A 12,855-nucleotide genomic window follows, 5' to 3' on the forward strand; every position below is an offset into this window, starting at 1 on the left:
AGAAGATGACCACGTACTACCGGGATCCGGAAGTGCTGATCACATCGTCCGGCGTCTGGATGAACGGCCGTGAGTTCCGGCTGCCCGAGCTGATCCAGGTCTGGTACACGAAGGGCGCCCGGTCCTGGGGCGTCATCGCGTGGCGCGGCGCTCTCGGGCTCGCCGTGCTGCTACCGCTGATGGTGGGCGCGCTCGCCGTGCTGGTGGCCGTGCTGATGGACGCACCACTCGGAACCACGGTGGCCATGGTCGTCGGCGGTCTCCTGGTCGGGCTGGCCGTGGTGCCGGTCGCCGACCTGATCCTGGAGAGCGTCGACAGGTCGTACGACCGCGGCACCCGCACCCTGGAGATCTGGGGCCGGGTCCGCGGCGGAGACGTCCTGCTGATGCGGACGAACAACGCGCAACGGTTCGGCCGGATCTACCGGGCCCTGCAGCGGGCGCTGGAGCCGGCGGTGCGCCGGTGAGGCGGGACGCCGCGGGGCTGGCCGGGCTGCTGGCGACCACGGGCGTGCTGCATTTCGTGGCGCCGAACCCGTTCGACGGCATCGTGCCGGGAGCACTACCCGGCTCACCGCGCACGTGGACGTACCTGAGCGGGGCCGCCGAGCTGGCGATCGCCGCCGCCGTCGCGCATCCGCGGACCCGCCGGGCCGGTGCGCTGGCCGCGGCGGCGCTGTTCGTCGCGGTGTTCCCGGCGAACGTGAAGATGGCGGTGGACTGGCGGCACGCGCCGCCGGCGAGACGGGCCATCGCGTTCGGGCGGCTGCCGCTCCAGGCTCCGTTGATCGCCTGGGCACTGCGGGTGGCCCGCTGATTCGGCGAATTCCAGGCATGAAACGCCCCGATTGGCGACGATCAGGGCATCATGAGAGCCACCGAGGTACGGCCCACCGGTGTCGAGCGCACCTTCGGCGAGAACGAGCTGATCGTGTCCAAGACCGATCCGCGCGGGGTCATCACGTACGCCAATGACGTCTTTCTCCGCGTCTCCGCCCTGCCGGAGGCGCAGACGGTGGGCAGCCCGCACAACCTGATCCGGCACCCGGACATGCCGCGGGCCGTGTTCAAGCTTCTCTGGGACACCCTGGAACAGCGGCGGGAGATCTTCGCCTACGTCCTGAACCTCGCCGCCGACGGCGCGCACTACTGGGTGTTCGCGCACGTCACACCCTCCTTCGACAGGGCCGGGCGGCTGCTCGGTTATCACTCCAACCGGCGCCGGCCGGCACAGTCGTCGGTCACCGCGATCCGCGAGGTCTACCGCCGGCTCCTGGAGGAGGAGCGCCGGCAGTCCCGTACCCCCGACGCGGTCGCCGCCGGGATCGCCGCACTACAGCGGATGCTCGACGAGCGTGGCGTCACGTACGACGAGTTGGTCTGGCAGATCACCGACGGCAGCGGGCGATGAAGCCGAAGCCGGAGAGCGTCGACATGGCCGCTCTTGATCAGGCGGTGCGGCTGGTCACCGAGGTCTGCGAACGGGCCCTGAACGGCGACCTGGAGGCCCGGGTCCCGTTGATCAGCGGCTCGGAGCGGGCGACCCGGATCCGGACCGCGATCAACGGGCTGCTCGATCACGTGGACGCGTTCGTCCGGGAGGCCGGAGCCGCCTCGGCGGCCGCCTCGAGGGACGGTTCCACCGGCGGTTCCTGACCCAGGGGCTGGACGGCGTGTACCGGGCGGCGGCCGAGCAGATCACCCACTCCAACCAGGTGATGAGCCGGACCGCGGCGCAGTTCGCGGAGGCGGCCCGGCAGCGGCAGGCGCTCGCCGACGAGTTGGAGTCGGCGGTGCTGACCGTTTCCGAACAGGTGGCCACGGCCGCGACCGAAATGGGCCGGTCGGCGAACGGGCTCGCCGACTTCGCCCGGGTCGCGGTCGCCGACGCCGAGCGCGGCCTGGGCACGGTGTCGTCCCTGCGCACCTCGTCGGACGAGATCCGGCACGCCGTCGACCTGATCAACCAGGTGGCGGCGCAGACCCGGCTGCTCGCTCTGAACGCGACGATCGAGGCGGCCCGCGCCGGCTCGGCCGGGCGCGGCTTCGGCGTGGTCGCCAACGAGGTGAAGAACCTGGCCAACGAGACCAGCGCCTCCAGCGAGGAGATCATGAGCCAGGTCAACACAGTGCAGCAGTCGGCGGCCGACGCGATCGCCGTCCTGGAAGCGGTGACCAATCGGATCCGGGAGATGAGCGGGCTCGTCGAGGGCATCGCGCTGGCCGTCGACGGCGGCCGGCACACCGACAACGCCGGGCTGTCACAACTCGCCGAAGTGCTGCGGGCCGAGGTGTCGCGGTTCGTCACCACGATCCGCGAATCCTGATCCTCCGGCTCCGCACCCCGGCCGGATCGTGATCAGGGCCGGCTGTAGAGGGCCTCGATGTCGGCGCGGGTGGGGAGGGCGTTGCTGGCGCCGACACGGCGCACGCAGGCGGCTCCGGCGGCGTTGGCCCAGCGGACCGCGTCGATCAGGTCGCGGCCCTCACCCCAGGCGACGGCCAGGGCGCCGGTGAAGGCGTCCCCGGCTGCCGTCGTGTCGGCCACCTCGACCCGGAACGCCGGGACGTGCACGTCGGCGCCGTCCCGGTCGGCGTAGCGGGAGCCGTTGCCGCTGAGCGTCAGCACCACCCGCGGCACCAGGGCGAGCAGCGCCTTGACGTCCGGATCGTCGCCGCCGGTGATGGCCCTGGCCTCGGTCTCGTTGACGACCAGCAGGTCCACCTCGTCCAGCAGGCCGGACGGCAGGACCCGGGCGGGTGCCGCGTTCAGGATGGTCCTCGTCCCGGCGGCCCGGCCGGCCCGCAGCGCGGCCTGCACCGTGGCCATCGGGATCTCCTGCTGGCAGAGCAGCACGTCAGCGGCGGCGACGGCGGCCGACTCCTCGTCGGTGAGCCCGACGAAGCTGCGGTTCGCGCCCGGGCTGACCAGGATCGAATTCTCGCCGGCACGGTCCACCATGATGACCGCCACCCCGGACGAGCCGTAGCTGGTCCGTACCAGATCGACGCCCACGCCGGCCGCCGCCAACCGCGCGTTGAGGGTGACGCCGAAGGCATCGGAGCCGATGGCTCCCAGGAAGACCGTCTCGCCGCCGGCCAGCGCGGCGGCGATGGCCTGATTGGCGCCCTTGCCGCCGGGCGTCATCACGAAGTCGTCACCGAGCACGGTCTCCCCCGGCCGGGGCAGGCTCGGCGCCAGCCCGACCAGGTCCATGTTCGCGCTGCCCACGACGACGACCCGGGTCGGCATCAGCCGGCCCGTGCGGTGTACCGATCGCCGAACCGGTCGACGATCAGCGGCAGCCCGAAGGCCTTCGTCAGATTCTCCGCGGTCATCACCTCGGCGAGCAGACCGGCCGCGACCACCGTGCCCTCGCGCAGCAGCAGGCCGTGGGTGAAGCCCGGCGGGATCTCCTCGACGTGGTGGGTGACCAGCACCATCGCCGGGGCGTCCGGGTCGAGCGCCAGCTCGGTGAGGTGACCGATCAGCGTCTCCCGGCCGCCCAGGTCGAGGCCCGCGGTCGGCTCGTCGAGCAGCATCAGCTCGGGGTCGGTCATCAGCGCCCGGGCGATCTGGGTGCGTTTGCGCTCCCCCTCGGAGAGGGTGCCGAACTCACGGTCGGCGAACGCCCCGATGCCGAGCTGGTCGAGCAGCTCCCGGGCCCGCGCCTCGTCCTGCGGGTCGTAGCTCTCCCGCCAGCGGCCGACCACCGACCACGCGGCGGTCACCACCACGTCGAGCACCCGCTCGGACGGTGGGACCTGATCGGCGAACCGGCCGGTGGTCATGCCGACCCGGGTCCGCAGCTCGGTCACGTCGGTCCGGCCCAGTTTCTCGCCCAGCACATACGCGTTTCCCCGCGTCGGATGCATCCGGGCGGACGCCAGATTGAGCAGGGTGGTCTTGCCCGCACCGTTCGGGCCGAGCACCACCCACCGCTCGTCCAGCTCGACCTGCCAGGACAGGTCGCGGATCAGGTAATTTCCACCGCGCACCACGTTGACGCGGTCGAAGGCGATGACGGTGTCCTCGTCGGGCGGAATGGATACGGCAGCCTCGCGCACGCGTCCATCCAACCACGTCCGCTCCCGGCAGCCGGACGGCGTGCCGGTGACCCGCCCCCGCGGGGGAAACCAGCTGGTCCCCACCGCTGTCTCAGCTGCGCTGAGACAACGGTGAGAGCCAGCCGAACCTACCTGGCTGGTCGCCACCGTTGCCTCAGCGCAGCTGAGACAACGGTGAGAGCCAGCCGGTGTCTTCTGTCAGTCGGTGGTGGAGCCGAAGACCTCGTCGCGGACGGCGTCCAAGGCCGTGCGGAGGGCGCCGTGCAGGACCGGCTCGGAGGCCACGCCGGTCACCACGACCTTGGGCGAGACGAGGGTGATCGCCGCGACCTCGCGTTCCACCCGTTCGGCGAGGGCGGGACCGCCGGCCCGGCTGACCTCGCCGGCCAGCACGACGAGCGGCGGGTCGAGGACCGCGCAGGTGGCGGCCACGCCGAGGGCCAGCCGGCGGGCCAGTTCGTCGAGGACGGGTTCACCGGCCGGGCCGGCGGCGACGGCGGCGCGGACCACGTCGGAGGCCTCGGCACCGCGGAAGCCGAACTGCTTGCCGATGGCCTTGACCGCGTCGGCACCGGCGATCGACTGGAACGCACCCTTCACGCCGCGGCGGGAGGCGTTGTGGGGCACCTCGGCGCCACCGACCGGCAGGTAGCCGATCTCCCCGGCGGCTCCGGTGGCACCCTGGTGGAGGCGGCCGTTGATGACCGTGGCGAGGCCGACGCCCCGGCCGATCCAGATCAGGGCGAAATCGGTCACGCCGGTGGCCGCGCCGGTGCTCGACTCGGCGACGGCGGCCAGGTTGACGTCGTTGCCGAAGAAGACCGGGATGTTGAGGTCGCGGCGCAGGTCGGCGAGCAGGCCGCGATGCCAGCGGGGCAGGTCGTGAGCGAACGAGATCTCACCGGACTGCGGGTCGACCAGGCCGGGGGTGCCGAGCACGACGCGGCGCACCGAGGACATGTCGGCGCCGGCTTCACCGGCGGCCTGGACGACGGCGTTGTGTACGACCCCGACCGGATCGTCGGTGTCCTTGGTGCTCTGCTCGACCCGGCTGATCACGGTTCCGGCGATGTCCGCGCAGGCGGCGACCACGCCGTCCGGCCCGACCTCGACACCGATGACGTGGGCGCTGCCCGGGGTGACCGCGTAGAGCTGTGCGTTCGGGCCGCGACCGCCGGCCTGCTCACCGACCCGGCGGACCAGTCCGCGCTCCTCCAGGCGTTCCACCAGCTGGGAGGCGGTGACTTTGCTGAGACCGGTCATCTCGCCGAGCTGGGCCCGGGTGAGCGGGCCTCGGGTGAGCAGCAGATCCAGTGCGGCGCGGTCGTTGAGAGCGCGCAGCAACCGGGGCGTGCCCGGAAGGCGAGTGGCGGCCATAACATAGTCCCCTAATACTAAGGATTCTTTCCTGTTAGTGTCGACGCACGACACGCAGCCGCAGCGTAACGGTAGGCAATGTCGCCGGACCGCAAGGTGGCTATCGACTCCGAGCGATCATGGCAGCTCCGGGCCACGTGCGGCCATAGTTGCGTCATCGGAAGGACACCATGGCGATCGACCCCGGCCTCCGCCGACTGGCCCTGCGCACCCTGCTCGCCGCGTTTCCCGGCGCGACCGTGCCGCCGTGGGCCGGCGATCTCCTGCTCGACGGGCTGGCCGGGCACACCTTGTTCGGTGGCAACGTGGTCGATCCCGGTCAGGTCGCCGATCTCACCGCCCAGCTGCGGTCCGCCCGCGCGGACGTGCTGATCGCGATCGACGAGGAGGGTGGCGACGTCACCCGGCTCGGGCACCGGACCGGTAGCGCGTACCCCGGGAACGCCGCCCTCGGCGCGGCCGGCAACCTCGACCTGACCCGCCGGGTGTACGCCGCGATCGGCGCCGACCTGGCCGCCACCGGGATCAACCTGGACCTGGCGCCGACCGTCGACGTCAACACCGCCGACGACAACCCGATCATCGGCACCCGGTCGTTCGGGGCCGACCCGGAGCTGGTCGCCCGGCACACCGCCGCCGCCGTCACCGGCCTCCAGTCCAGTGGGGTCGCCGCCTGCGCCAAACACTTCCCCGGGCACGGGGCCACCGTCACCGACTCCCACCTCGAACTGCCGACCGTCGACGTGCCGCTGTCCCTGCTGCGCTCCCGGGACCTGCCGCCGTTCGCCGCCGCCGTCGAGGCCGGGGTCAAGTCGGTGATGAGCGCCCACATCCGGGTGCCGCAGCTGACCGGCGACGGCCCGGCCACCTTCAGCCGGACCGCGCTGACCGGACTGCTCCGCCACGAACTCGGCTTCCGCGGCGTGATCGTCACCGACGCGCTGGAGATGCGGGGCGCGGCCGGTGCGGCCGGCAGCATCCCGCGGGCCGCCGTCGCCGCCCTGGCCGCCGGTGCCGACCTGCTCTGCATCGGCGCGGTCGTCGACCGGGAACTGGTCGAGGCGATCGCCGCCGAGATCGCGGCCGCCACCGGCGACGGGCGGCTCAGCCTCGACCGGCTCGAGGACGCGGCCGAACGCAACGCCGCGCTGGCCGCCTGGAGCATGCCGACCACGGCGGCCGCCGCCGCGTCGTCGCCGAAAGACCAACGGGCCGGCACCGGCGCACCGATCCTCACCGTCAGTGACCGGCCCGGCTCCGACGCATCCGCCCCCACCGGCAGCGACCGGTCCGGCTTCGGCGTACCCATCCTCACCGTCAGCGACCGGTCCGGCTCCGACACACCCATCGTCAGCGACCCGTCCGGCTTCGGCGCAGCCATCGCGACGACCGAAACGGCCCGGCCCGATCTCGCCTTGGGTGTCGAGGCGGCCCGCCAGGGGATGCGGTTCGAGGGATCGGACGACCGGCTGCGCAATCCGCTGGTGGTGCGGTTCGTGGCCGGCTACTCGATCGCCGAGGGCAAGGTGCCGTGGGGACTCGCGCCGCACCTGGCGAGCACCGAGGAGATCGAGCTGGTGGCCGCTGACACCACCGTCGAGTCGATCACGGAGCGTGCCGGGGACCGGCCGATCGTGCTGGTCGGCCGCCGCCTGCACAACTCCCCCGCGGCCCGGACCCTGATCGAGAAACTGGCCGCGGAACGCCCGGTCGGCGTGGTCGAGATGGGCTGGCCCTCAGTGTGGCGCCCGGCCGGCGTGGACGCCTTCGTGATCACGCACGGTGCCAGTCTCGCCAACAGCCGCGCCGCCGCCGAGGCACTCGGCCTGACCGGCCGCACGTCACCGCGCTCAGCCTGACCGGCCGGACGTCACCGCGCTCAGCCTGACCGACCGGGCGCCGCCGCACCCGACCCAGCCCGGCCCGGTGGGGCGTCACCGCACTCGGCCCACCCGGACCGACCGGGCGGCACCGCGCTCGGCCGTGGCCGGCTGGACGTCAACGCCCTCGCCGCTGGCCGGCTGGACGCCACCGCTGTCTCAGCGCAGCTGAGACAACGGTGAGAACCAGCCGGATCCAGCGGGACGCCACCGCTGTCTCAGCGCAGCTGAAACAGCGGTGAGAACCAGCCGGATCCGGCGGGACGCCACCGTTGTTTCAGCGCAGCTGAGACAGCGGTGAGAGCCAGCCGGATCCGGCGGCAGCATCACGGTGCGTTACTAGGCACATGCCGGACGTCACGAGTGTCCGTCTATGGGCGAAACTTCCGGGCGAACCGGACCATCCGAACGGTCAATCCGCCTACGCTCCGCTTCCCTGCGCGCTGCCACGTCACCTAGCGTGATGACCAGAAGGTGGGTCTGGGGAAACGTCGCGGAACTCGGCTCGGGACCAGTTCGAACCGCGGCGCAGACGGTGAGCCGGACTTCAGCAGGGCCTCGGGAGCTGCCCGTTGAAGTCCGGCTCACCAAAAAATCAGGCTGCCGACGAGGTCTTGACCAGCGTACGGATCTGGCGCAGCAGCACCGACAGTGCCGCCAGCTCGGCCGGAGTGTCCGCCACGTTGCCCATGGCGTTCGACGCGCGGGCGATCGAGGCCGCGTTCACCTGCTCCCACTCCGACACCCGGTCCTCCGGAGCCGCCGTCGACGGAGTCGACTGGAGCACCTCGGCGGTCAGGGCGGCCAGCGCGGCATACAGGTCGTACCGCAGGGCCATCCGGGCGAGGGTCTGCCAGCGGTCGCCGCGCGGCAGCCGGGAGATGTGCGACAGCAGCGCGTCCACCCCGAACCGCTCGGAGAGCACGAAGTAGACCTGGGCCACCTCACCCGGGTCCCGGTTGATCGCGGACGCCGTCTCCAGGATGTCCAGCAGGCCGAAGCCGTAGAACACCCGGCTCACCGCACCGGCCAGCTTCTCCGGCACCCCCTTGCCGGCGAGTTCCTCGGCCCGGTTCTCCAGCGAGCGGCGCTCCCCGCCGACGATCACCTGCGGCAGACGGGGCATCAGTTCGGCGACACCGGGACGCAGTTTCGCGATCTCGCCGGCCACGTCGATCGGTGAGCGGCGGGTGCTGACCAGCCAGCGCACCGCCCGGTCGAGCAGCCGCCGGGTCTCCAGGAAGACCAGCGTCTGCGCGGACGTCGGCACCTCGTTGTCGAGCGCCTCACCGGCCGCCCAGATCTCCGGCAGCCCGTAGACGTCCCGGATCACCACGTAGGCCCGGATCACGTCGGCCGCGGACGCGCCGCTCTCCTCCATGGCCCGGTAGACGAACGACGTACCCCCGCGGTTGACCACCTCGTTGACCAGCGACGTCGAGATGATCTCCCGCCGCAGGCGGTGCCCGGCCATCCGGGCGGCGAAGCGGTCCCGCAACGGCGTCGGGAAATACTCGGAGAGGACCGTGCTGGTCCAGGCCTCGTCGACCAGCTCGTCGGCGAGCACCTCACGCTCCATGCTGATCTTGACGTACGCCAGGAGCACCGCGAACTCCGGAGCGGTGAGGCCTTCCCCGTTCTCGTGCCGGACGGCGAGTTCCTTGTCCGTCGGCAGGGCCTCCAGTTCCCGGTTCAGTTCACCGCGCTGCTCCAGCGAAGTCAGCATGCGCCGGTGCACCGGCAGGAGCGAGTGCGCCTGCGAACGGGCGTTGCCGAGTGCCATCGCCTGCTCGTAGTTGTCCCGCAGGACCATCTCGCCGACCTCGTCGGTCATCGCGGCGAGCATCTCGTCGCGTTCCGGGATGGTCATCTCGCCGTCGACGACCGCGCCGCCGAGCAGGATCTTGATGTTGACCTCGTGGTCGGAGCAGTCCACCCCGGCCGAGTTGTCGATGAAGTCGGTGAACACCCGGCCGCCGGCGCGGGCGAACTCGATCCGGCCGCGCTGGGTCAGACCCAGGTTGCCGCCCTCACCGACCACCTTGACCCGCAGGTCGGCGCCGTTCACCCGGATCGCGTCGTTGCCCTTGTCACCGACCTCGGCGTGCGACTCCGACGCCGCCTTCACGTAGGTGCCGATGCCGCCGTTGAAGAACAGGTCGACCGGTGCCTTGAGGATCGCCCGCATCAGGTCGCCGGGACTGATGACCGCGTCCTCGCCCAGTTGCAGCCGCTCCCGCACCTGTGGGCTCACCGGGATCGACTTGGCCGACCGCGGGTAGACACCACCTCCCTCGCTGATCAGGGACTTGTCGTAGTCGTCCCAGGAGGAGCGGGGCAGGTCGAACAGGCGCTTGCGTTCCGCGTACGACATCGATGCCGTGGGGTCGGGGTCGAGGAAGATGTGGCGGTGATCGAAGGCCGCGACCAGCCGGATGTGCTGCGACAGCAGCATGCCGTTGCCGAAGACGTCGCCGGACATGTCGCCGACACCAACTACCGTGAAATCCTGGGTCTGGGTGTCGAGGCCCAGGTCACGGAAGTGCTTCTTGACCGATTCCCACGCCCCGCGGGCGGTGATGCCCATCTTCTTGTGGTCGTAACCGGCCGAACCGCCGGAGGCGAACGCGTCGCCCATCCAGAAGTCCTTGCCGACCGAGATCTCGTTGGCGATGTCGGAGAACGTGGCCGTGCCCTTGTCCGCCGCCACCACGAGATAGGGGTCGTCGCCGTCGTGCCGGACCACGTCCTTCGGCGGCACGATCTTGCCGCCCAGGATGTTGTCGGTGACGTCGAGCAGCGCGGTGATGAACTGCTTGTAGCACTCCACCGCCTCGTCCCGGTCGCCCGGTTTCTGCTTGAGGACGAAACCGCCCTTCGCGCCCACCGGCACGATCACCGAGTTCTTCACCATCTGCGCCTTGACCAGGCCCAGCACTTCGGTACGGAAGTCCTCGCGCCGGTCCGACCAGCGCAGACCACCGCGCGCGACCGCGCCGAACCGCAGGTGCACGCCCTCGAACCGGGGCGAGTAGACGAAGATCTCGAACTTCGGACGGGGCTGCGGCAGGTCCGGGATGGCCTGCGGGTCCAGTTTGAAGGCCACGTAGGACTTCGGCCGCCCCTCCGGGCCGCGCTGGAAGAAGCTGGTCCGCAGCGTCGCCTCGATCAGGGTGAGGTAGGAGCGCAGCATCCGGTCCTGGTCCAGGCTCTCCACCTGATCCAGCAGGTCGGTGATCCGGTCGCGGACCTCGCCGGCCTGCCGGGCCCGTTCCGTCTCGCCGACCGGGAGGTTCGGCGAGAAGCGGATCTCGAAGAGCCGGACCAGCAGACCGGCGATCTCCGGGTACGCGGTGAACGTCGACTCCAGGTAGCGCTCGGAGAAGACGTTGCCGGTCTGGCGCAGGTACTTCGCGTAGGCGCGGAGCACCACCACCTGCCGCCACGTCAGGCCGGCCAGCAGCACCAGCTCGTTGAAGCCGTCGACCTCGGCCTCGCCCCGCCAGGCGGCCGCGAACGCGTTCTCCACCTGCGGGCGGACCTCGGCCAGTTCACGGTGACCGCTCGGGGGCAGCAGCCCGAAGTCGTACAGGTGGATGACGCCGTCGTCGCGGCGGATCTCGTACGGCCTCTCGTCGATGACCCGGACACCCAGCGAGTGCAGCACCGGCAGCACCGCGGACAGCATCATCGGCTCGCCGTACCGGTACACCTTGAAGCGGACGTCACGCTCGTCCGGCGTAGGCGTGCCCTCCGGGCCCAGCCGCCGTCGCCGGAACAGGTGCATGGCCAGCTGACCGGGCTCCTCCAGGAGCTCCAGCTTCGCGAGGTCCTGCATCCCCTCGTACGGCGTGTGGGTGTTCTTGTAACTCTCCGGGTAGGCCGAGGAGTAGCGCAGGAACAGCCGCCGGGCCTGCTCGTCGCCGAGTTTGCGCTCCAGCACCAGGGAGAAGTCGTCGTCCCACATCCGGGTCGCGTCGGCCAGCAGCTCGGCCAGCTCGTTCGGCTCCAGATGGCCGGGCGGGGCGGCCGGGTCGGTACGCACGATGAAGTGCACCCGCGCCAGCATCCGCTCGGTGACCCGGGTCGTGTAGTCCACGCCGACGCCGTTCAGCTCGCGGAGCAGGATCTCCTGCATACGCAGCCGGTTGCCGGTGGTGAACCGGTCCCGGGGCAGGTAGATCAGGCAGGAGATGAACCGGCCGTAGCCGTCGCGCCGCAGGAACAGCCGCAGCTGCCGGCGCCCGGCCATCCGCAGCACGCCGATGACCGCTTCGTACAGGTCGTCGGTCTTGATCTGGAACAGCTCGTCGCGGGGATAGGTCTCCAGGATCTGCAGCAGGTCCTTGCCGGAGTGGCCACGGGGCGACAGACCGGAACGGTCCATCACCTCCTGCACCTTGCGCTTGACCACGGGCAGATGGCGCACGCTCGTCCGATACGCGGAACTGGAGAACAGGCCCAGGAACCGGCGCTCGCCGACCACCTCGCCGGCGTCGTTGAACAGCTTCACGCCGATGTAGTCGAGGTAGGCCGACCGGTGCACGGTGGCCCTCGAGTTCGCCTTGGTGATCACGAGGAGCCGTCGCTCCATGGCCCGCTCGTAGATCTCGGTGGCCATCTCGGTGGCCAGCCGGCGCGGCCTGCTCGCCCCGCGCAGGATGCCCAGTCCGGTGCCCGGAACCGCGGTCAGGACGCCGTCGTCCAGCCGGTACTCCCGGTAGCCGAGGAAGGTGAAGTGGTCGTCGGCGAGCCACTTGAGCAGCTCGATCGAGTCGGTGACGTCCTTGTCGGGCACCGGCAGGCCACGGTCCGAGCCGCGGGCGGCGGCCAGCTCGTCGGAGATGACCAGGGCCCGCTGGCGCATCCGCGGCCAGTCCTCGACCGCGTCGCGCACGTCGGTGAGCACCCGCCGCACCTCGTTGAGCAGCTGCTCGCGGGCCTCCGGACGGCGCACCGGGTCGATCTCGATCCGGATCCAGCTCTCCACCAGGTCGCCCTCGATGGCGTCGTCGGCCTCGACGTCCGCCTCCAGCTGGGCGAGTGCACCGAGCGGCTCACGGCGCACCACGATCAACGGGTGCACCATCAGGTAGACCTGCAGATTGTGGGCGGTGAGCAGGGCGATCACCGAGTCGACCAGGAACGGCATGTCGTCGGTCACGATCCGCAGGACGCTGTGCGCCTGCGGGCCGCTCGGCTCGGTGATGGCGAGCTTGAGCTCACCGGGCAGACGATTGCGGGCCAGCTCGCGGTGCTCCACCGCCGCCGCATACATCTCGTCGGGCGTGTATCCGATCAGTTCCTCGTCGGGTGCGAACCGCCAGAAGCGGCCCACCAGCGAGGCGGTGTTGTGGTCCCCGCCCGCCCGCTCGACCGCCTGGGCCACCAGCCGCTCGGCGTTCGGCACCTCGTCAACCAACAACGCGGTCTGATCAGAATCGGTCGCTGCCTCGTCGGCGACAGCCATGTTCCGGCGCTCCCCTCACCCACGGCACTGTGGGCTCGAACGTGTCGAGGACAGCCTAGA

The 12,855-nt window shown here is 71.0% G+C and carries 9 protein-coding genes and 1 pseudogene; 6 read left to right on the plus strand and 4 right to left on the minus strand.

Annotated elements, in window-relative coordinates:
* Positions 1–5 precede the first annotated feature (5 nt).
* From BC793_RS08580 to BC793_RS08595, 5 genes are read left to right on the plus strand one after another with little or no spacing between them, the layout of a single operon-like run.
* Positions 6–467, plus strand: a complete 462-nt coding sequence (locus BC793_RS08580; RefSeq protein ID WP_109591021.1) for a DUF6232 family protein — start codon at positions 6–8, stop codon at positions 465–467.
* Positions 464–817, plus strand: a complete 354-nt coding sequence (locus BC793_RS08585; protein ID WP_109591023.1) for a DoxX family protein — start codon at positions 464–466, stop codon at positions 815–817. The genes BC793_RS08580 and BC793_RS08585 overlap by 4 nt, the downstream gene beginning before the upstream one ends.
* A gap of 51 nt (positions 818–868) precedes the next feature.
* Positions 869–1,411, plus strand: coding sequence for a PAS domain-containing protein (locus BC793_RS08590; RefSeq protein WP_109591025.1), 543 nt, complete (start codon positions 869–871; stop codon positions 1,409–1,411).
* Positions 1,408–1,656 (plus strand): hypothetical protein, encoded by a 249-nt coding sequence (locus BC793_RS50180; protein WP_146246207.1) that lies wholly within the window; start codon positions 1,408–1,410, stop codon positions 1,654–1,656. The genes BC793_RS08590 and BC793_RS50180 overlap by 4 nt, the downstream gene beginning before the upstream one ends.
* A gap of 17 nt (positions 1,657–1,673) precedes the next feature.
* Complete coding sequence (locus BC793_RS08595) at positions 1,674–2,327, plus strand: methyl-accepting chemotaxis protein (RefSeq protein ID WP_275416084.1); 654 nt, start codon at positions 1,674–1,676, stop codon at positions 2,325–2,327.
* A gap of 32 nt (positions 2,328–2,359) precedes the next feature.
* Here the strand turns inward: BC793_RS08595 and BC793_RS08600 are convergent, their stop codons facing one another.
* From BC793_RS08600 to BC793_RS08610, 3 genes are all read right to left on the minus strand, one after another.
* Positions 2,360–3,253, minus strand: coding sequence for a ribokinase (locus tag BC793_RS08600; RefSeq protein WP_109591027.1), 894 nt, complete (start codon positions 3,251–3,253; stop codon positions 2,360–2,362).
* Positions 3,253–4,068, minus strand: coding sequence for an ABC transporter ATP-binding protein (locus tag BC793_RS08605; protein ID WP_239169714.1), 816 nt, complete (start codon positions 4,066–4,068; stop codon positions 3,253–3,255). The genes BC793_RS08600 and BC793_RS08605 overlap by 1 nt, the downstream gene beginning before the upstream one ends.
* A gap of 198 nt (positions 4,069–4,266) precedes the next feature.
* Positions 4,267–5,445, minus strand: a complete 1,179-nt coding sequence (locus tag BC793_RS08610) for an ROK family transcriptional regulator (protein ID WP_109591029.1) — start codon at positions 5,443–5,445, stop codon at positions 4,267–4,269.
* Positions 5,446–5,615: 170 nt separating this feature from the next.
* Between BC793_RS08610 and BC793_RS08615 the strand changes: the two genes are divergently transcribed.
* Positions 5,616–7,304 (plus strand): glycoside hydrolase family 3 protein, encoded by a 1,689-nt coding sequence (locus tag BC793_RS08615; protein WP_109591031.1) that lies wholly within the window; start codon positions 5,616–5,618, stop codon positions 7,302–7,304.
* Between the two features lie 616 nt (positions 7,305–7,920).
* Here BC793_RS08615 and BC793_RS08620 read toward each other — a convergent pair.
* Positions 7,921–12,732: pseudogene (locus tag BC793_RS08620) on the minus strand (NAD-glutamate dehydrogenase); the annotation flags it as partial.
* Positions 12,733–12,855 lie beyond the last annotated feature (123 nt).

Source organism: Actinoplanes xinjiangensis, from assembly GCF_003148685.1.
Classification (GTDB): Bacteria; Actinomycetota; Actinomycetes; order Mycobacteriales; family Micromonosporaceae; genus Actinoplanes; species Actinoplanes xinjiangensis.